This is a genomic window from Mesorhizobium sp. P3_A9 (assembly GCF_056402975.1).
In genome coordinates, this window is the sequence record NZ_JBFUGJ010000078.1 from 1 (window position 1) to 20,678 (window position 20,678).

Consider the following 20,678-nt stretch of genomic DNA (forward strand, 5'->3'; position numbering starts at 1 on the left):
GCATCCATGATGGCTTCGACCTACAAGTCGGAATGGCTGTCGTCGGGTATGGTCAAGGTGTTCTACGACGGCGTGCTCGATTCATGGACAGCCGTGATGGTCGAGCCTTATGCGGATCGTCTGGACTGGTCCGGCGAGCCGTTGTTTACGCCGGAGCATTTCGCCGAAGTGGCGGTGGAAGCCGATCGTCGTGGCCTGCAGATCGCGGTGCATTCGATCGGTGACGGTGCGGTGCGCGCGGTGCTCGACGGCTATGAGGCGGCGCAGAAGAAAAACGGCAGGCGCGACAGCCGGCATCGGATCGAGCACATCGAGGTCACGACCGAGACCGACGTGCCGCGCTTTTCCGAGCTTGGCGTCATCGCGTCGATGCAGCCGCCGCATCCGCCCGGCGCACTCAACTTTCCGCTGGAGCCGACGCTGTCTCGCATCGGCCGCAAGAAATGGCCGCTCAGCTATGCCTGGCGAACGTTGAAAGAGGCCGGCGCGCGCGTTGTCTTCGCTTCGGACTGGCCGGTGTCGCCGGTCGATCCGATCCTGGGCATTCAAGCGGCAGTGCTGCGCAAACCGTGGGCAGAGGGCGATCCCGACCAGAGCTTCTCGCTGCTGGAATCTGTTGCAGCCTATACAGTGGAAGGCGCCTATGCCGAATTCGCCGAACACCGAAAAGGCCGCCTGAAGCCAGGATATCTGGCCGATCTGGTGGTGCTCTCGGCCGATATCGAAACAACCGCGCCGGAAGCRCTGCATACCGTGCGGCCGGTGACGACCATCTGCGGGGGCAAGGTAACTTATCAAGCCTGACGGTGGCACGGGACTTGCCTCCTGAATCAAGATTCAGCTCCGCAGTTGCCAAGCCGACCGGCTTGTGATGACAATCAAACAGGAACGACACCTGCCGCTAAGAGCAGGCTTCTCTCAATGGGGTAATCGTGCCGGAAATACCGGGTAAGAATGCGATCGAAGTCCGTGGTGTGCGCAAGGTATTCGGCACCGGGGAGGCGCAAGTCGCCGCACTGGATACCGTTTCCGTCTCCATCCGCGAAAATGAGTTTTTCACACTGCTCGGGCCCTCCGGCTGCGGAAAAACAACGCTCTTGAGGCTGATAGCCGGCTTCGATTTTCCGAGCGCCGGCGAAATCCTGCTCTACGGCCAGGACATCGCGCCGTTGCCGCCCTTCAAGCGGCCGGTCAACACCGTCTTCCAGTCATACGCACTGTTCCCGCACATGACGGTGGCCGACAACATCGGCTTCGGCCTGGAAATGCTGGGCAAGCCGAAGGCCGAGATTACGGCGCGCGTCGCCCAGATGCTGAAACTGGTCAAGATGGAAGCGCTGGCGGGCCGCCGTACCAGCCAGATCTCCGGCGGCCAGCAACAGCGCGTCGCGCTGGCGCGGGCGCTCGCACCACAGCCGAAGGTGCTGCTGCTCGACGAGCCGCTCTCCGCCCTTGATTACAAGCTGCGCAAGGAAATGCAGATCGAGCTGAAGCGGCTGCAGCACGAGACCGGCATCACCTTCATCTTCGTCACCCACGACCAGGAAGAAGCGCTGACCATGTCGGACCGCATCGCGGTGATGTCGGCCGGCAAGATCCTGCAGGTCGGTTCGCCGCGCGACATCTATGACCGCCCGGCCGAGCGCTTCGTCGCCGACTTCATCGGCGAAACCAATTTCCTCAAAGGGGCCGTGGTGTCGAAAAAATCCGGCGTCGCCACCGTCAAGCTCGCCTCCGGCGCAACCGTGGCGGCAGGGTTCCCGGAGAACTTCGATCCCTCGGGTGCAGTCACGGTCGTGGTCCGGCCTGAGCATGCGGATCTGATCGCCGATGTGTCCAAGGGCACGGTCGCCGGAACGCTGGCGAACGTCGTCTATTTCGGCACCGACACGCACTACCACGTCAAGCTCGATGGCGGTGACAACTTCATCGTGCGTCACCAGAACAGCCGGTCCGGCGCGGTGACGTTCGAGCCAGGCGCCAAGGTCGGCATCGTCTTCGAAGACGACGGCGCGCGGATACTGAAGGACTGATGACAATGGCGCTTTCCCAAGCCGCGTTGTTCGAAGCCAAGGCCGAGAAAGCAACCGCCAGGCGCAACCGCCTGCTTTCCCTGCCGGCGCTGATCGTCATCGGAATTTTCGGCGTGCTGCCGCTGCTGATCATCCTGGTTTACTCGTTTCTCCAGGCCGCGCCCTATGGTGGCGTCCAATGGAAGTTTTCGACGGACGCCTATCTGAACTTCCTGTTCCAGCAGGATATTTTCGACGACACGCTGCAGTTCACGCCGGATTTCCTGATCATCTATCTGCGCTCGTTTCTGTTCGCCGTGGTGACGACGGTCATCTGCCTGCTGCTGGGTTTTCCGACCGCCTACTTCATGGCCACGCGCACGCCGGCGCAGCGCAACTGGTGGGTGCTGCTGATCACCATCCCGTTCTGGTCGAACCTTCTGGTGCGCACGCTGGCCATCATGTTCATCATTCGCGACGAAGGCCTCATCAACAATCTTTTGATGGGGCTTGGCGTGATCGATAAGCCGATCACCATGCTCTACACCAACTTCGCCATCCAGCTCGGYCTGCTCTACTCGTTCCTGCCATTCATGATCCTGCCGCTCTATGCCAGCCTGGAGAAACTGGATTTCCGGCTGGTCGAGGCCGCCAACGACCTATACGCGACGCGCCGGCAGGTTCTTTGGCGGGTGATCATTCCGCTATCGCTGCCCGGCATCATCGCCGGCTGCCTGCTTGTCTTCATTCCCGCGCTCGGCGCCTATGTGACGCCGCTTATCCTTGGCGGCGGCATCCATCTGATGATCGGCGATCTCATCGCCCAGCAATTCGGTTCCGGGCGCAACTGGCCGCTCGGCTGCGCCCAAGCGCTGATCCTGATGGCCGCGGTGCTGGTCGCCCTTTACTTCTACGTTCGCACCACTTCGGGGAAGATCCAGCATGGCTGATCCCCGCAACATCGATATCAAGGACCAGCCCGGGTTCCGCACGATCGCCATCATCTGCGTTGCGGTGCTTTACGTCCCGATCCTCATCCTGATGATCTTTTCGTTCAACACGGGTTCGCTCGTCACTCATTGGGAGGGTGTCGGCCTGACCTGGTACGGCACGGCACTGCTCAATGAGGAATTCCACAACGCCGCCGAGAACACGCTGATCATCTCTGTGAGCGCGACGATCGTTTCGACGATCTGCGCCACGCTGGCGGCGATCGGTATGACCCGGGTGAAGCCATGGCGTGGCCTGCCGGCCGCCTTCATGGTCATCAACCTGCCGCTGATGGTTCCCGAGATCATCACGGCGGTGGCGACCTTGTCCTTCTTCGCCCTGATCGCCGGGGCCTTCGGGCTGAATTTCGGTATCGGCAATCTGATCCTGGCCCATACCGTGTTCTGCATTCCTTTCGCCTACATGCCGATCCGGGCGCGTCTCGAGGACATGGACCTGACGCTCGAATCCGCCGCCGCCGATCTCTATGCCACGCCGTGGCATGCGTTCCGGCGCATTACACTGCCGCTGCTTGTTCCCGGCATCATGTCGGGTGCCGCACTCGCCTTCATCGTCTCCTTCGACGATTTCACCATCACGCAGCTCGTCGCCGGCCCCGGCCAGACGACCCTGCCGCTCTACATCTGGAACCAGATCAGGCGGCCGATGACGCCGGAGATCAACGCTATCTCCACCATCCTGCTCCTGGTCTCGATCCTCTTCGTCTCGGTATCGTTCCTGATCGCGCGCCGACGCGCCAAGTGAATCAATGGGAAGGCAAAGGAGAACAAAAAATGTCTAGGAAACTGATGGCTGCCGTTTCGACGGCAGTGCTTTTGTGGGCGGTGCCCGCACTCGCCGATGGCGAGTTGCATATCTACAATTGGGGTGACTACACCAATCCCAAGCTGATCGAAAAGTTCGAGAAACAGTACAACATCAAGGTCACGCTGGACGACTATGATTCCAACGAAACCATGCTGTCGAAGGTGCGCGCCGGCAATTCCGGCTACGACATCGTGGTGCCGTCCGACTACACCGTGAAGATCATGGTCGACGAGGGCCTGCTCGAAAAGACCGAGCCCAACGCGATGCCCAACGGCAAGAACATCGATCCGCGTTTCCTCGACATCTATTGGGACAGCGGCCGTCACTACACCGCGCCCTGGCAGTACGGCACCACGGCGTTCGCCGTCAACACGGACAAGTTCAAGGGCAACATCGACACGCTGGCCATCCTCTTCGACCCGCCGACTGAGCTGAAGGGCCAGATCAACATCCTCGACGACGTCAACACCGTCATGCATGCGGCCGAGCGTTATGCCGGCGTGCCGCGCTGCGGTGCCGACAAGGCCAATCTGAAAAAGGTCAACGACATCCTGACGGCCGCCAAGCCGTCCTGGAAGACCTTCAGCTACGACACCATCACCAAGATCACCTCGGGCGACGTGATCGTGACGGAACAGTGGAACGGCGCGACCTATCGCTCGCGGCAGAAGATCCCGGCCATCAAATATGCCTATCCGAAGGAAGGCATCGAAGGCTGGATGGACAATGTCGCGGTGCTGAAGGGCGCCAAGAACCTCGACAATGCCAAACTGTTCCAGGATTTCATCATGGCCCCGGAAAATGCGGCGCTGATCTCGGAATTCGCCGGCTACGACAATGGCATTGCCGGCAGCCACAAGTTCCTGCAGCCGGATTTCGCCAATTCGCCGGAACTCAACCCGCCGGCAGGCGCGCCGGTAGCGGAATTCGTTCCGCCCTGTCCGCCGGATGTGGTGGAAATCTACAACAAGATCTGGACCAATTTGCGCAAATAGGTTCGGTCTAAAGTCCAGCGGAAGGGAGGCTTCGGCCTCCCTTCTTTGCGACGCGTCGCATGTGGAGGGCACACGCGACGCTGCAAATTCTTGTTTTCATGCATGTCGTCGTCCCAAAACCGCTACGCATTTTTGGGCGGCATGCATCGTGGGAGGGTTCCATGACATCGTACCGCAACAGCGACCCAAGGCCGCCGATCATGCAGGGCTCGCCGCCCGCCATGGTGCCGCCGAAGCTCGACTGGGACCGGCCGCCGTGGAACCGCTGGGCGTTCCAGCACATCAGGGAAATCCTGCCGACAGCCGAAGTCTGGCGCGGCAACGGCCATCGCCATCGTCTCGAACGCGCCGAGGTCGATCTCGACGGGCTGGCGGTCGAGGACAGCGAGGGCAAGCCGACAACGCTCGCCGGGCTGCTCGACGAGACCTATGCGGACGGCTTCCTGGTGCTCAAGCACGGCAAGGTCGCCTATGAGCGCTATTTCAACGGCATGGACGAGCGCACGCTGCATCTGTCGCAGTCGATGGCCAAATCCGTCACCGGCTCGGTCTTCGGCATACTGGTCGGGCGCGGCCTGATCGATCCGGCGCGGCCAGTGACCGACTATTTGCCGGAACTCGGCGCGACCGGCTGGGCCGGCGCCAGCGTCCAGCATGTGCTCGACATGACGAGCGGCGTGCGTTTCTCCGAAGAGTATACCGACCGCTATTCCGACATCGGCCAGGTCGATGTCGCCWSCGGCTGGAAGCCGGTGCCGCCGGGCAGCGATCCGGAYTTCCGCTGGCCATCGCATATGTTCGAGTTGATCCTGGGCTTGAAGGACACGGTCCGTCCGCATGGCGCCCAGTTCGAGTACCGCTCGATCGAGACCGACGTGCTCGCCTTCATCATGGAGCGGGTGACGGGCAAGCGTCTGCCGCAACTGGTTTCCGAAGAACTCTGGCAAAAGCTCGGCACCGACGAAAGCGCCTGCTTCACCGTCGACAGCGCCGGCTATGCCGTGGCCGATGGCGGCTTCAACGCCACCCTGCGCGACTATGGCCGCTTCGGCCAGATGATCCTCGACAATGGCGGCGGCATCGTGCCGGCCGACTGGGTCGAGGCCACACGCAACGGCAGACATGTCGCCGATTTCTCCGAGAGCCTGCCAGAGGGCAGCTACCGCAACCAGTTCTGGATCGAGAACCCCAGCTCGCGCGCACTGATGTGCCGGGGCGTGTTCGGACAGATGATCCACATCGACTGGAACACAGGAATGGTCGTGGTGACGCTTTCGACCTGGCCGGATTTCAGCAATCTCGCCTACGCCGTCGCGACGCTGAAGGCCGTGCACGCCATCGCCGCCGCGCTCAACTAATCCCAGAAGAAACGATCCTGGAAGGAAATGCCATGACCGGCAAGACCGCGTTCGAGACCCGCTATGGTTTCCGCCGCAATGAGGTGCTGCTTGGCAACTGGCGCGAGAACCCGTTCAATCGATGGTCGTTCCAGAACCTTGGCGAATTGGTGCCGACGGCACGCGTGGCCGCGGCACCGGCCAGTGTTGAGGCGCCGGCACGGGATTTCGGTGGTTTGCTCGGCGAAAAGGTTTCGGTGGCCAGCGCGCCGGAGACAGTGGCCGACTTCCTCGTGCGCTCCAGCACCGACGCGCTGACGGTGATGAAGGGCGGCAAGATCATTGGCGACTGGTTCGCGCCGCATATGGATTTCGGCGCTCGCCACATCATCTTCTCGATCAGCAAGTCGGTGACCGCGATTATCGCCGGCATATTGGAAGGCGAGGGCACGTTCGATCCGGAAGCGCCGGTGACGCAGTACATTCCCGAAGCCACCGGCTCGGCCTATGGCGATGCGAGTTGCCGGCATGTGCTCGACATGAGCGTCAGCCTCGATTTCGAGGAGGCCTATCTCGACCCTGAAAGCGCCTTCGCCCGTTACCGCCGCGCCACGCTGTGGAACCCGGGCGGCGGCACGGAAAGCCTGCGCGAATTCATCCTGAGCCTGCAGCGGCTTGCCGAGCCGCATGGCCAGACCTTCCGCTACCGTTCGCCCAATTCCGACCTGCTTGGCCTGCTGCTCGAACGCGCGTCGGGCCAGCGCTTCACCGAGCTGATGCGCGAGAAACTGTGGCTGCCGCTCGGCGCCGCCAGCGAAGCCTCGATCGGCGTCGACATGGAAGGCACGGCACGCACCGCCGGTGGGATTTCGGTGACGCCGCGCGATCTGGCGCGCATCGGCGAGATGATGCGGCAAGGCGGCACCGCCAATGGCCGCCGCATCGTGCCGGAGGCCTGGGTGCGCGACACGACCAGCACCGGCGGGAGTGCGGCAGCCTGGCAGCGCGGCGCGATGCTGCCGCTGTTTCCCAAGGGCCGTTACCGCAGCAAATGGTACCAGACCGGACACGAGAACGGCGCCTATTGCGGCATCGGCATCCATGGCCAGTGGCTCTATGTCGACCCCACGACCGAAGTCGTCATTGCCAAGATGTCGTCGCAGCCGGTGCCGGTCGACGATCCGCTCGATGCCGAGATTGTCGCGTTTTTCGAGGCGCTGAGCCGAATGGTCTGAACGCCACATTAGTGCGCGCTTTCCTGTGGACCCGCCGGAGCGATGAAAGCACGGCGGTTGGCGGATTGCATGTCTGCGCCTATGGTCGCCGCTCTTTTCGAGAAGAGCAGGAATGACATGGCATCCGACATCAAACGCATCGCAGCCATCATCGCGGCCGAAATCAAGGCGCGGCCCGAACAGGCGGCTGCGGCGATCGAACTGCTCGACGAGGGCGCGACGGTGCCGTTCGTGGCGCGCTACCGCAAAGAGGTCACCGGCGGGCTCGACGACACGCAATTGCGCGATCTTGCCGAGCGGCTCGCCTATCTGCGCGAACTCGACGCGCGCCGTGACACCATCCTGGGTTCGATCCGCGAGCAGGGCAAGCTGACCACCGAGCTAGAGGGCAAGATTGCCGCCGCTGCCACCAAGGCTGAGTTGGAAGACATCTATCTGCCCTATAAGCCCAAGCGCCGCACCAAGGCCGAGATCGCCAGGGAACGCGGGCTGGGGCCGCTGGCGGAGGCCATTCTTGCCAACCGTTCGCTGGTGCCCGCCGAGTTGGCGCTCGCCTATGTCACCGAAGAGGTAGCCGACACCAAGGCGGCACTGGAAGGCGCGCGCGACATCCTGTCGGAACAGTTCGCCGAGAATGCCGATCTGGTCGGTAAGCTGCGCACCTACATGAAGGAACGCGCCTTCATGCGCGCCCGGGTGGTCGACGGCAAGCAGGAGGCCGGCGCGAAATTCTCCGACTATTTCGACCATGTCGAACGCTGGGCAAATGTGCCGAGCCATCGTGCGCTGGCCATGTTGCGCGGCCGCAACGAGGAGGTGCTGTCGCTCGACATCGAGGTCGATGCCGACGACACTTCGCCGGTGAAGCCGGTCGAGCGGATGATCGCCAATGCCTATGCCATCGGCGCCAGCCTGCCCGGCGACCGCTGGCTGATGGACGTTGCCGGCTGGACCTGGCGCATCAAGCTCTCGCTGCACCTGACGCTCGATTTGATGCGCGACCTGCGCGAGCGGGCCGAGGAAGAGGCGATCCACGTCTTTGCGCGCAACCTCAAGGATTTGCTGCTCGCCGCGCCCGCCGGTTCGCGTGCCACGATGGGCCTCGACCCCGGCATCCGCACCGGCGTCAAGGTGGCCGTGGTCGACGGCACCGGCAAGGTGCTGACAACGACGACGGTCTATCCGTTCCCGCCGAAGAACGATGTGCGCGGCACGCARGCCGAACTSGCSAAGCTCATCCGCCTGCACAAGGTCGAGCTGATYTCGATCGGCAACGGCACCGGCAGCCGCGAGACSGAAAARCTGGTKGCSGACATGCTGTCCGACATGCCTTCCGATGGCGGGCCGAAACCGCTCAAGGTGATCGTCAGCGAGGCGGGCGCCTCAGTCTATTCCGCGTCGGCAACGGCAGCGGCGGAATTCCCTGGCCTCGATGTGTCGCTGCGCGGCGCGGTTTCCATCGCGAGGCGGCTGCAGGATCCGCTGGCCGAACTGGTCAAGATCGAACCGAAATCGATCGGTGTCGGCCAGTACCAGCACGATGTCGACCAGTACAGGCTCGGTCGTTCGCTGGAAGCGGTGGTCGAGGACGCCGTCAACGCGGTCGGCGTCGACCTCAACACCGCCTCGGCGCCGCTGCTGGCCCGCGTCTCAGGTCTTGGTGCGTCGCTTGCGGACGCCATCGTCGCGCATCGCGATGCGACCGGTCCGTTCGCCAGCCGCAAGGACCTGCTGAAAGTGGCGCGCCTTGGACCTCGCGCGTTCGAACAATCCGCCGGCTTCCTGCGCATCGCCAATGGCAGCGAGCCGCTTGATGCCTCGTCGGTGCATCCGGAGGCCTATGGCTTGGCCAAGAAGATCGTCGCCGCCTGCGGCCGCGATGTCCGTTCGCTGATGGGCGACAGTGCCGCGCTGAAGGCGCTCGATCCGCGCGTCTTCGTCGACGAACGTTTCGGCCTGCCGACGGTGCGCGACATTCTKGCCGARCTGGAAAAGCCCGGCCGCGATCCGCGYCCCGGYTTCAAGACSGCGACCTTYGCCGACGGCATCGACGACATCAAGGATYTGAAGCCCGGCATGCWSYTGGAAGGCACRGTGACCAATGTYGCCGCCTTCGGYGCCTTCGTCGATATCGGCGTCCACCAGGATGGGCTGGTGCATGTCTCGCAACTGGCCGACCGTTTCATCAAGGACGCGCATGAGGTGGTCAAGGCCGGCGACGTGGTGAAGGTGCGCGTCGTCGACGTCGACATCAAGCGCAAGCGCATCGCGCTCTCCATGCGCAAGGACGGCGGCGAGGGCGGCGCATCGAAAGGCGGCCCGCGCGACAATGGCGGCGGCAGGCCGGCACCGCGTTCGCCGGCGCCACAGCGCCAGCCGGAACGGCCGCCCCAGCAAGGGGCATTCGGCGCGGCATTGGCCGATGCGCTGAAGCGGAAGTAGCCTACCAGGCCAGAACAGCCGGCTCCTTCTCAAGCTGGCCCAGCAGCCAGTCGCGAAAACTGGCGACGGGCGGGTGGCCGCGCTTGTCTTGCGGGACGACGAGATAATAGGCGCTGCGGCTTTGCATCGGCTCACCCGGCGCGGGAACGAGCTGGCCGCGCTGCAATTCACCGGCGATGAGGATGAGCGGCAACAGCGCGACGCCGAGCCCTGCGATGCAGGCCTGGGCGGCGGTGCCGAACTGTTCGAACTGCATGCCTGGTCCGGTCGGCGCGCTCAGGCCCTGATGCTCGAACCATTCCGTCCAGGCGCCGGGTCGTGTTGCCATGTGAAGCAGCGGCAGGCGGCCGATATCGGCCGGCGCGGCGATGGCGCGCCCAGCGAGGAAAGCGGGCGAGACGACCGGCGCCACCGTTTCGCGCACCAGAAGCGTCGAGTCCGCTTCCGGCCAGTCCGGCAGGCCGTAGTGGATGGCGGCATCCAGCCTCTCCCTGGCGAAGTCGAAACGACCGACGCGGGTGACGAAGTTGATGGTGATGTCGGGATTGTTTTCGACGAAATCGGGGATCATCGGCATCAGCCAGCGCGTGCCGAAGGTCGGCAAAATGGCGAGGTTCAGGATGCCACTATGCCGATTACTCATCAATCCGAGGGCGGCGTCGCGCAATTGACCGAGTGCCGAACGCACCGCCTCGGCGTAGATTTCGCCTGCCGTCGAAAGCCGGACATTGCGGCTGTCACGCTCGAACAGACGGCGACCGAACTGATCTTCGAGCAGCTTGATCTGCCGGCTGACCGCGCCTTGAGTCAAATCCAGCTCCTGCGCGGCAGCGGTGAAACTGCCAAGACGGGCCACCGCTTCGAAGGCAGCAAGGGCGCTGATGTTGGGCAGAAGACGGCGCTGAACACTCATGATTCATTCCTAACGCTCATTGATCGGTGAAGCAATTTCGTTTGATTTTTTAAGGCCACGGGCCGATAAGCCAGGCTTCACCCGTTGAGGACCGAGAAACCATGGCCGCCGACAAGAATGCATTCGTCTGGGAAGATCCGTTCCTGATCGAGAACCAGCTTTCGGAAGACGAGCGCATGGTGCGCGACGCTGCCGCGGCCTTTGCCGCCGACAAGCTGGCGCCACGCATCGAGGACGCCTATCTCAACGAGACTTTCGACACGACGATCTTTCGCGAAATGGGCGATGCCGGCCTGCTCGGCATCAACATTCCTGAAGAATTCGGCGGGCTCGGCTCCACCTATGTGACCTACGGGCTGGTCGCGCGGGAAGTCGAACGTGTCGATTCCGGCTATCGTTCGATGATGTCGGTGCAGTCGTCGCTGGTGATGTATCCGATCTATGCCTATGGCTCGGACGAGCAGCGCAAGAAGTATCTGCCCAAGCTCGCCAGCGGCGAATGGATCGGCTGCTTCGGCCTGACCGAGCCGGATGCCGGCTCCGACCCGGGCGGTATGAAGACACGCGCCGAAAAGACCGCCAACGGCTACAAGCTCTCCGGCTCCAAGATGTGGATTTCCAACGCGCCGGTCGCCGACGTGTTCGTCGTCTGGGCGAAGCTGAAGGGCGAGAACGGCAAGGACGAGATCCGCGGTTTCGTGCTGGAAAAGGGCATGAAAGGCCTTTCGGCGCCGAAGATCGGCGGCAAGCTGTCGCTGCGCGCGTCGATCACCGGCGAAGTGGTGATGGAAGGCGTCGAGGTCGGCGAAGACGCGCTGCTGCCCAACGCCAAGGGGCTTGGCGGCCCGTTCGGCTGCCTCAACCGGGCTCGCTACGGCATCTCATGGGGCTCGATGGGAGCGGCGGAAGATTGCTGGCACCGCGCCCGCCAGTATGGCCTGGACCGCAAGCAGTTCGGCAAGCCGCTGGCCGGCACGCAGCTCTACCAGAAGAAGCTCGCCGACATGCAGACCGAGATCGCGCTCGGGTTGCAGGCATCGTTGCGCGTCGGGCGCCTGCTCGACGAAGGCAAGATGGCGCCGGAGATGATCTCGATCGTCAAGCGCAACAATTGCGGCAAGGCGCTCGACATCGCCCGCCAGGCGCGTGACATGCATGGCGGCAACGGCATCCAGATCGGTTACCACGTCATGCGCCATGCGCAGAATCTGGAGACCGTCAACACCTATGAGGGCACGCATGACGTGCACGCGCTGATCCTGGGCCGGGCACAGACGGGCATTCAGGCCTTCTTCTAAGCTGCGCCGAATTCAGGTGAGGCCGGCCTGCAAACGACCGATACCTGCGCTTCCCTGTTCTACTGCGTCGCAGTAGAACTGAGCTCACGTACCCAAAAGTACGCTCCGCTCCGGTTCTCGGTATCAGCCGTTTTCGACTCGGCCTGACCTGAATCTCGACACAGCTTAGCCGGCAACGCTGCTTAAATTAGGTGCACCGCAACATCTGTGCTTGGAGAATGGCCGGCAGATGTGTCAGGGTTCGGCGAATTCATTTGAAACGCCGATCTCCGGGGCCCCATGGCAATTCTGGCAGCCGTCTACCACCTGACCCACTACAAATATGACCGGCCGGTGGTGCTCGGGCCCCAGATCATCAGGCTGCAGCCGGCACCGCATTCCCGTACCAAGGTGCTCAGCCACTCTTTGAAGGTCGAGCCGGGGAACCACTTCGTCAATTTGCAGCAAGACCCTTACGGCAACTTCCTTGCCCGCTTCGTCTTCCCGGAGCCGGTGAGCGAGCTGAAGATCGAGGTCGACCTCGTCGCCGACATGACGGTCTACAATCCGTTCGATTTCTTCGTCGAGCCGTCGGCCGAGGCATTCCCGTTCGAATACCCGGAAGAGATACGCGACGATCTCGCCATCTACCGCACGCCTGAGCCGGCGGGTCCGCTGCTCTCGGCCTTCCTCAGGACTGTCGAGCGCAGCGCTCCCAACACCGTCAATTTCCTCGTCGACCTCAATGCCCGGCTGCAGCGCGAGATCGCCTATATCGTGCGTATGGAGACCGGCGTGTTCTCACCGGAGGAGACGCTGGCCGCCGGCAAGGGATCGTGCCGGGATTCGAGCTGGCTGCTGGTGCAGATCCTGCGCAATCTCGGCATCGCCGCCCGCTTCGTCTCCGGCTATCTGATCCAGCTCAAACCCGACCTCATCGCGCTCGATGGGCCGGCCGGTACCGCGGTCGACTTCACCGATCTGCATGCCTGGTGCGAGGTCTATCTTCCCGGCGCCGGCTGGATCGGCTTCGATCCGACCTCGGGCCTGCTGACCGGCGAGAGCCATGTGCCGCTTGCCGCGACACCGCATTTCCGCAATGCTGCGCCGATTTCCGGCATGGCGAGCTTTGCCAATGTCGAGTTCGGCTTCGAAATGCGGGTCGACCGTATCGCCGAGCATCCGCGCATCACCAAGCCATTCTCCGATGAGAGCTGGCGGGCGCTCGATGCGCTTGGCAACAATGTCGATGCCGCACTTGCGGCCGGCGACGTGCGGCTGACGATGGGCGGCGAGCCGACCTTCGTCTCGATCGACGATTTCGAGTCCGCCGAATGGAACACCGCTGCCGTCGGCCCGACCAAGCGCGAAAAGGCTGATGCGCTGATCCGCAAACTGCGCGAGCGTTTCGCGCCGGGCGGCTTCCTCCACTACGGCCAGGGCAAATGGTATCCGGGCGAAAGCCTGCCGCGATGGACCTTCTCGCTCTATTGGCGCGCCGATGGCCAGCCGGTGTGGAGCGATCCGTCGCTGATCGCGCGCGAAAAGAGTTCGGCCGATATCGGCCCGAAACAGGCCGAAAGCCTGCTCACCGCGATTGCCGGTGAACTCGGCATCGACAAGACCATGGTCAGCGAAGCCTATGAGGATCCGGCCGAGTGGCTGCTCAAGGAAGGCAAGCTGCCCGAAAATGTCGATCCGTCGAATTCCAAGCTGGAGGACCCGGAAGAACGCAGCCGCATGGCGAAGGTGTTCGAACGCGGGCTGACCAAGCCGTCGGGCTACGTGCTGCCGGTGCAGCGCTGGAACAGCCAAGCGTCGGGGCCGCGCTGGCGCTCGGAAAAATGGAAGACGCGGCGCGGCCGATTGTTCCTGGTGCCGGGCGATTCACCGGTCGGCTACCGCTTGCCGCTCGGCACGCTGCCCTATGTGCCGCCGGCGCAATTCCCCTACATCGTGCCAGTCGATCCGTCGTTGCCGCGCGGCCCATTGCCGGCGCGTGAGGCGATCTTGCCCACAGCGGCTCCGGCCGAACTGGAAGGCGCCGATGAGATGGCGCGCCGCCAGCAGGCGGCGTCGTTTACGGCCGCGACCGGCCAGCAGGACCGGGTCGAACAGGAGATCACCGAGATCGGCGGCGCGGTGCGCACGGCGCTTTCGGTCGAGCCGCGCGACGGCCGGCTCTGCGTGTTCATGCCGCCGGTCGAGGCGCTTGAGGACTATCTGGAACTGGTCGCTGCCGCCGAGAACGCGGCGAAGGCGATCGGCCTTCCGGTGCATATCGAGGGCTATGGCCCACCGCATGACCCGCGCCTCAACGTCATCCGYGTCGCGCCCGATCCCGGCGTCATCGAGGTCAACATTCATCCSGCYTCCAACTGGCAGGATTGYGTGGCGACGACCACGGCGATCTACGAGGARGCRCGGCWGACGCGGCTYGGCGCCGACAARTTCATGATCGACGGCCGCCAYACCGGCACCGGYGGCGGCAACCATGTCGTSGTCGGCGGYGCGACGCCSAATGACAGYCCGTTCYTGCGYCGRCCAGAYCTGTTGAAGAGCCTGGTGCTACAATGGCAGCGGCATCCGTCGCTATCCTATATGTTCTCTGGCCTGTTCATCGGCCCGACCAGCCAGGCGCCGCGCTTCGACGAGGCGCGTCACGATTCGCTCTACGAACTCGAAATCGCCATGGCGCAGGTGCCGCATCCGGATACCGGCGCGGCACCCCTGCCGTGGCTGGTCGACCGGCTGTTCCGCAATTTGTTGACCGACGTCACCGGCAACACCCACCGCTCGGAAATCTGCATCGACAAGCTGTTCTCGCCGGATGGTCCGACAGGGCGGCTTGGCCTGGTCGAGTTCCGTGGTTTCGAGATGCCGCCCAATGCGCGCATGTCGCTGGCGCAACAGCTTCTCGTCCGCGCCATTATCGCCCGCGCGTGGAAAAACCCGCTCGACGGCCGTTTCGTCCGTTGGGGCACATCGCTGCACGACCGCTTCATGCTGCCGCACCATGTCTGGGCTGACTTCCTCGATGTGCTCGATGACCTCAAGCTCACCGGCTTCGAGTTCCGTCCCGAATGGTTCGACGCCCAGCTCGAATTTCGCTTTCCCTTCTGCGGCGAAGTCCAGCACGCCGGCATCAAGCTGGAACTGCGGCAGGCGCTGGAGCCGTGGCATGTGATGGGCGAGCAAGGTGCGATCGGCGGCACGGTGCGCTTCGTCGATTCCTCGGTCGAACGGCTGCAGGTCAAGACCGAAGGCCTGAACCCGGAGCGCCACGCCATCGTCTGCAACGGCCGCATCGTGCCGATGAAGGTCACTGACAACCGCGAAGTGGCGGTGGCCGGCGTGCGCTTCAAGGCCTGGCAGCCGGCTTCGGGCCTGCATCCGGCACTGCCGGTCAACACGCCGCTGGTGTTCGACATCTATGACCGCTGGTCGGGTCGGGCGGTCGGCGGCTGCGTGTACCATGTCGCGCATCCCGGTGGCCGCAACTACGACACCTTCCCGGTCAACGGCAACGAGGCGGAGGCACGGCGGCTCGCTCGCTTCGAACCGCGCGGCCACACGCCATCCGGCTATGTGCTGCGCGAGGAACAACCGGCGGAAGATTTCCCGATGACCCTTGACCTCAGGCGGCCGGCAAGACTCTGATCAGCGATGGCAAAGGGGAATCACAAGAGGGTACGCGGCAAGCCGCAGATCCATAGCCTGCTGGAGCACTACCAGCCGATAGACGGCGTCGTCGACGAGATGGTCGACGCTGCGGGCAATCCCCGTCCGGTGTGGAAGCATTTCATCGAGGCGCTCGACGATCTCGGTGCCGAAAAGCTCGGCCAGCGTTTTGCCCGCGCCGACCAGTATCTGCGCGATGCCGGCGTCTACTACCGCGTCTACGACAAGGCCGGCGCCAATGAGCGCGAATGGCCGCTGGCGCATGTGCCCCTGCTCATCGAAGACGCCGAATGGGCCGCGATCAGCGCCGGGCTCGTCCAGCGCGCCGAGTTGTTCGAGGAAACCATCGCCGATATCTATGGGCCGAACCGGCTCGTCGAAAAAGGCATACTGCCAGCGGGATTGATCGCCGCCAGCCCCGAATATTTGCGGCCTGTCGTGGGCACCACGCCGGCCGGCGGCCATTACCTGCATTTCTGTGCCTTCGAACTTGGCCGCGGGCCAGACGGCCAGTGGTGGGTGTTGGGCGACCGTACGCAGGCGCCGTCTGGCGCCGGCTTTGCCCTGGAGAACCGCGTCGCCACCACGCGCGCGCTGTCCGATATCTATGGCGAGATGCATGTGCAYCGSCTWGCCGGCTTCTTCCGCCGCTTCCGCGATGCRCTGATCGGCATGGCCAGGGAAAGCGACGGCCGCGTCGCCATATTGACGCCGGGTCCGCTCAACGAAACCTACTACGAACACGCCTATATCGCCCGCTATCTCGGCATCATGCTGCTTGAGGGCGAGGATTTGACCGTTTCCGGCGGCAGGCTGATGGTGCGCACCGTTTCCGGCCTGATGCCGATCAGCGTGCTGTGGCGCCGCCTCGATGCCGCCTTCGCCGATCCGCTCGAACTGCGTTCGGATTCGCAGATCGGCACGCCGGGGCTGGTCGAAGCGATCCGGCAAGGGGCGGTGTCCACCGTCAATGCGCTGGGCTCCGGCCTGATGGAAACGCGGGCGCTGCTCGCTTTCCTGCCCAAGATCTCACGCGCMTTGCGGGGTGAGGAGTTGTTGCTGCCRAGCGTCGCSACYTGGTGGTGCGGGCARGCGACCGAGCGCGCSCATGTGCTGGCCAATATCGACCGCATGGTGGTCGGCCCGGCGCTGTCGACAAGGCTTGCCTTCGAGGATGATGGCCAGACCACGCTCGGCTCGGCACTGTCGGCCGGGGAGCGGGCCGAGCTGGTGGCGCGCATCGAACGCGATGGCGGCGCCTTCGTCGGCCAGGAAGCAGTGACGTTGTCGACGACGCCGGTCTTTGTCGGCGGCTGGCTGGAGCCGCGGCCGGCGAGCCTGCGGGTCTATCTGGCGCGCACGCCCGAGGGCTGGACGGTGATGCCGGGCGGGTTTGCCCGCGTCGGGATGTCGCTCGACCCGACGGCGATCGCCATGCAGCGCGGCGGCCAGGCGGCTGACGTCTGGGTGGTCAGCGACAAGCCGGTGGAGCGCGAGACGCTGCTGCCACAAGAGGGCGACAGCTTCACGCGCACCAGGCCGGGCAGTTTGCCCAGCCGCGCGGCTGAAAACCTGACCTGGCTCGGCCGCTATATCGAGCGCTCGGAAGACACTGTGCGCATCCTGCGCGCCTACCATGTGCGGCTGGCCGAGACCTCCGATGCGGATATGCCGYTGCTSGCCGAYATCAGGGACTATCTCGARCCSTTYGGCATCGACGTCGAMWCGGCRATCCCGTCCGGMCTGATCGGCACGCTSGACAGCGCCGTCTACAGCGCCGGRCAGATYCGCGACCGSTTYTCGCCCGAYGGCTGGCTGGCGCTGAAGGAYCTGTCGAAGACCRTCCATCAGTTCGCAACGACGGTGGCGCCKGGYGACGACGCGACSCGGGCGATGACGGTSMTSCTGCGCAAGCTCGCCGGCTTTTCCGGCCTGCTGCAYGAGAACATGTACCGCTTCGCCGGCTGGCGCTTCCTCGAGATCGGCCGGCGGCTCGAACGCGGCATCCAGATCGCCCGCACGTTGTCCCGGCTGACCCGCGCCAAGGCGCCGGACGGCGCGCTCGATATGATGCTGGAGATCGGCGACAGCGTCATGACCCACCGCCGGCAATATCCGGTGCAGACCGGTCGGCGCACGGTGATCGATCTTCTGGCGCTCGATCCGCTCAATCCGCGCTCCATCCTGTTCCAGTTGGAAAGGCTGAAGGCCGAGATCGGCCTGTTGCCATCGATCGGCGGCGAGGGGCACATGTCGCCGGCGGCCAAGGAGATCCTGCAGCTCAACACGGCCATCGCCATCAAGGAGCCTTCGGACATGACGGCAAAGGCGCTGGACGAGCTCGCATATGAGATAGGCGGCCTCTACAACAGCCTCGCCAAAGCCTATTTCGGCTAGCCTATGCTTTACGACATCAGGCTTCATCTCCATTACGATTATGCAGCGGCGGCCGGCGGCGGCCGCCACCAGATTCGCGTGCTGCCGTCGACGATAGCAGGCGTGCAGCGCGTCATCGCGGCATCCCTGTCCTTCGCGCCGGCGCCCAACGAACGGTCGGATTTTTCGGACTTCTTCGGCAACAACGTCACCTCGATCGCCTTTCGCGACGCGCATGATGAACTTGACATAAGGATGAGCGCACGCGTGTCGGTGTCGCGGCCCGAGCCTGGGCTCGACGTGTCGCCCGATATCGGCCGGTTGAGACAGGAGCTGGCCGCGGTGCGGTCGCTGGCGTCTGCGTCACCGCACCATTTTCTGGCGGGAAGCGCTCACTCTGGCATGGATGCAGCGATCACCGCCTACGCACGAGACAGCATCGCCGGCTCGGCCGCCGGTACGGCAATGAACCTGTGCAACCGCATTCACCGCGATTTCACCTATGATGGTGACGCAACCACGGTGCGAACCCGGGCCAGCGATGCGTTCAAGCTGAAGCGCGGTGTCTGCCAGGACTTTTCGCACATCATGATCGCCGGGCTGCGCGGGCTGGGCATTCCGGCCGGCTATGTCAGCGGCTTCCTGCGCACCATCCCRCCMAAGGGCAAGCCMCGGCTSGAAGGCGCCGAYGCCATGCATGCCTGGGTCAAGGTCTGGTGCGGACGCGACGCCGGCTGGCAGGAGTTCGATCCGACCAATGGCATGCGGGCCAGCAACGACCATATCACTGTCGGATATGGCCGCGACTATTCCGACGTCGCGCCGATCGTCGGCGTGCTGAAAACCACCGGCGGACAGGTCGGCGAGCAGGCTGTCGACGTTATTCCGGTCGCGCTCGAAAAGGCATGACAACGGCCTGAACACGCGCCAAGCGTTCCGCCGCTGCAATTCTGGGTGGACTTAAGCGACTTCTCAAACATCGAAGGCGCCGCTAATCTCTATTCGTTTCGAGGGGATTGTTTTGCCAAAGCGCGTAGGCGCGGGGTCTTGTAATTGAAAGCGGTCAGCGTCGTCATTCCTGCCCACAACGCGGCGAAAACCATCGCCACAACGCTGGCGTCGCTCGCCGGTGAGGCCGAGGTCATTGGCGAGGTCCTGCTGGTCGATGATGCGTCGACCGATAACACGGCTGACGTGGCACGGCAGGCTGCGGCGCAACTCATCTTGCCGCTGCGTGTGCTGCCGGCCGGCTGCCGCGACGCCGGTGGTGCTCGCAACGTCGCGTTGGCGCAGGCGCTCCAGCCCTGGGTGTACCTGATCGACGCCGACGATTTGCATCTCCAGGGCGGATTGCGCGCGCTGCTCGGTCAGGCGGACGCCCAGCCGAATGTCGACATGATCGTGGGCGCTTACCGGCGACGGGTGAACGGCCAGGATCGGCAGATCAAGGTGCCGAACGGCTATCAGGCTGCATGCCTGGCAAATGCTTCGGCCTATGTGAAAGGCGATATACGCTCCGTCGCCGTGGGCAGCGTGCTGGCATCCCGGCAACTGATCGGCGAGACGCGGTTTCCCGTGGGCCTTGCCTATGACGAGGACACGCTGTTCTGGGCGCGGCTGATGAGCAGGGCATCGATGGCCATGATTCCGCAACCGGTCATGGTCTATGAGGTTTCACCAGACCGTTCGGACGAGCGCTTCACGATCAACCCGGTGCGGCGGTTCCTGGAGTGGCGCCGCGAATTGCGCACGCTCACCGATTGCCGAATCCCGATGTCGGCCCTCAAGACCAGGGAGGGGCTTGTCGCCCTGAAGATTGCCCGTGTTCACTATGCGCGAGGCAACCTTGGGATGGCAGCGCGCTTCCTGGCAGTAGCTGCGGCCGCGCCGAAGCGAAAGTCGGACGCTTGGCGCTGTGTCCGCTACAAGGTGAAGATATGGTCCCGGCGCAGGTTTTCCGCGCCGGGAGTCTCCTTGCAAAACGCTCTATGACAGCCCGGCCGGACTTGGCGGTTGTCGTAATTGGATGCCGAGCCCCGGCCAGTATAGTCGGTTCAGTCAAATCTCTTCTCGACCAGGGCATTCCCCTCGAGATTCTGGTGGTCAACTCCGGCGGAGGGGATGCGAAGTCACTTCTGTATGATGCCGGTATCGATGTGCCGGTGATTGAAATCGCCAATCGGGTATTCGTTGGGGCTGCGCGCAATGTCGGGCTCGCCGCCACGACCGCGCCCTTTGTCGCATTCCTTGCGGACGATTGCCTTGCTTGCCCGGGTTGGGCCGAAGCACGAATACGTCACCACTCGGCTGGAGTTGCCACGGTTTCGAGCGCGATATCGAACAGCCATCCCCGCAATCCATTTGCCTGCGTTGCATATCTTGCCTTGTTCGTTCGCCGACTTCCTGGCCTTCCCGAGGAACTGGCGTTGCGCTACGGCGTCTCCTTCGACCGCCGGCTGTTCGAGGAGTTCGGCTTGTTCGACGACACGATGCGGGTTGCCGAGGACACGGAATTTCTCAAACGTTTGCCACTGGAATTGGCGCCGATTTGGGAACCCGAGGTTAGGACGATCCATCGCAACGAGACGGGGT

General features: G+C 63.7%; 15 protein-coding genes. 14 read left to right on the forward strand and 1 reads right to left on the reverse strand.

Annotation, left to right across the window (positions count from 1 at the left end; translation table 11 throughout):
* The 8 genes from AC1DX0_RS13625 to AC1DX0_RS13660 form a co-directional block, all read left to right on the forward strand.
* A partial coding sequence (locus AC1DX0_RS13625; RefSeq protein WP_477355708.1) for an amidohydrolase occupies positions 1-804 on the forward strand: 804 nt, incomplete at its 5' end.
* 128 nt (positions 805-932) lie between these two features.
* Positions 933-2,033 (forward strand): ABC transporter ATP-binding protein, encoded by a 1,101-nt coding sequence (locus tag AC1DX0_RS13630; RefSeq protein WP_477219918.1) that lies wholly within the window; start codon positions 933-935, stop codon positions 2,031-2,033.
* On the forward strand, positions 2,033-2,962 hold the full coding sequence (locus AC1DX0_RS13635) for an ABC transporter permease (protein ID WP_477219917.1): 930 nt from the start codon (positions 2,033-2,035) through the stop codon (positions 2,960-2,962). The genes AC1DX0_RS13630 and AC1DX0_RS13635 overlap by 1 nt, the downstream gene beginning before the upstream one ends.
* Positions 2,955-3,767, forward strand: a complete 813-nt coding sequence (locus AC1DX0_RS13640) for an ABC transporter permease (RefSeq protein WP_477219916.1) — start codon at positions 2,955-2,957, stop codon at positions 3,765-3,767. Before AC1DX0_RS13635 ends, AC1DX0_RS13640 begins: the two co-directional genes overlap by 8 nt.
* A 29-nt stretch (positions 3,768-3,796) precedes the next feature.
* Positions 3,797-4,825 (forward strand): extracellular solute-binding protein, encoded by a 1,029-nt coding sequence (locus AC1DX0_RS13645; RefSeq protein WP_477219915.1) that lies wholly within the window; start codon positions 3,797-3,799, stop codon positions 4,823-4,825.
* A gap of 161 nt (positions 4,826-4,986) precedes the next feature.
* Complete coding sequence (locus AC1DX0_RS13650; protein WP_477355711.1) at positions 4,987-6,183, forward strand: serine hydrolase domain-containing protein; 1,197 nt, start codon at positions 4,987-4,989, stop codon at positions 6,181-6,183.
* A gap of 32 nt (positions 6,184-6,215) precedes the next feature.
* Positions 6,216-7,397 carry a serine hydrolase domain-containing protein gene (locus AC1DX0_RS13655; RefSeq protein WP_477219913.1) on the forward strand — a complete coding sequence of 394 codons (1,182 nt, stop codon included), beginning with the start codon at positions 6,216-6,218 and terminating at the stop codon, positions 7,395-7,397.
* A 117-nt stretch (positions 7,398-7,514) separates the two neighbouring features.
* The gene (locus AC1DX0_RS13660; protein WP_477355723.1) at positions 7,515-9,839 is read left to right on the forward strand and encodes a Tex family protein; all 2,325 of its coding nucleotides are present in this window, start codon (positions 7,515-7,517) and stop codon (positions 9,837-9,839) included.
* A gap of 1 nt (position 9,840) precedes the next feature.
* Here AC1DX0_RS13660 and AC1DX0_RS13665 read toward each other — a convergent pair whose 3' ends face one another.
* Positions 9,841-10,752 carry a LysR family transcriptional regulator gene (locus AC1DX0_RS13665; RefSeq protein WP_477219911.1) on the reverse strand — a complete coding sequence of 304 codons (912 nt, stop codon included), beginning with the start codon at positions 10,750-10,752 and terminating at the stop codon, positions 9,841-9,843.
* Positions 10,753-10,853: 101 nt separating this feature from the next.
* Here AC1DX0_RS13665 and AC1DX0_RS13670 point away from each other — a divergent pair, with 101 nt between their 5' ends.
* The 6 genes from AC1DX0_RS13670 to AC1DX0_RS13695 all read left to right on the forward strand — a co-directional run.
* Positions 10,854-12,050, forward strand: coding sequence for an acyl-CoA dehydrogenase (locus AC1DX0_RS13670; RefSeq protein WP_477219910.1), 1,197 nt, complete (start codon positions 10,854-10,856; stop codon positions 12,048-12,050).
* Positions 12,051-12,329: 279 nt separating this feature from the next.
* Positions 12,330-15,689, forward strand: coding sequence for a transglutaminase family protein (locus AC1DX0_RS13675; protein ID WP_477355714.1), 3,360 nt, complete (start codon positions 12,330-12,332; stop codon positions 15,687-15,689).
* Positions 15,690-15,695: 6 nt separating this feature from the next.
* Complete coding sequence (locus tag AC1DX0_RS13680) at positions 15,696-18,107, forward strand: circularly permuted type 2 ATP-grasp protein (RefSeq protein WP_477355717.1); 2,412 nt, start codon at positions 15,696-15,698, stop codon at positions 18,105-18,107.
* A gap of 3 nt (positions 18,108-18,110) precedes the next feature.
* The gene (locus AC1DX0_RS13685) at positions 18,111-18,995 is read left to right on the forward strand and encodes a transglutaminase family protein (RefSeq protein ID WP_477219907.1); all 885 of its coding nucleotides are present in this window, start codon (positions 18,111-18,113) and stop codon (positions 18,993-18,995) included.
* A 144-nt stretch (positions 18,996-19,139) separates the two neighbouring features.
* Entirely contained in the window at positions 19,140-20,078 is a 939-nt protein-coding gene (locus AC1DX0_RS13690) for a glycosyltransferase family 2 protein (RefSeq protein WP_477219906.1), read from the forward strand.
* Positions 20,075-20,678 (forward strand): glycosyltransferase family 2 protein (locus AC1DX0_RS13695; protein WP_477355720.1); only part of this gene is annotated, 604 nt, incomplete at its 3' end. The genes AC1DX0_RS13690 and AC1DX0_RS13695, both read left to right, overlap by 4 nt.

What these genes read in the sequence shown, in the direction of transcription:
- AC1DX0_RS13665 (WP_477219911.1), bottom strand. Translation starts at nt 10,752, where the DNA reads ATGAGTGTTCAGCGCCGTCTTCTGCCCAACATCAGCGCCCTTGCTGCC.
- AC1DX0_RS13655 (WP_477219913.1), top strand. Translation starts at nt 6,216, where the DNA reads ATGACCGGCAAGACCGCGTTCGAGACCCGCTATGGTTTCCGCCGCAAT.
- AC1DX0_RS13670 (WP_477219910.1), top strand. Translation starts at nt 10,854, where the DNA reads ATGGCCGCCGACAAGAATGCATTCGTCTGGGAAGATCCGTTCCTGATC.
- AC1DX0_RS13640 (WP_477219916.1), top strand. Translation starts at nt 2,955, where the DNA reads ATGGCTGATCCCCGCAACATCGATATCAAGGACCAGCCCGGGTTCCGC.
- AC1DX0_RS13645 (WP_477219915.1), top strand. Translation starts at nt 3,797, where the DNA reads ATGTCTAGGAAACTGATGGCTGCCGTTTCGACGGCAGTGCTTTTGTGG.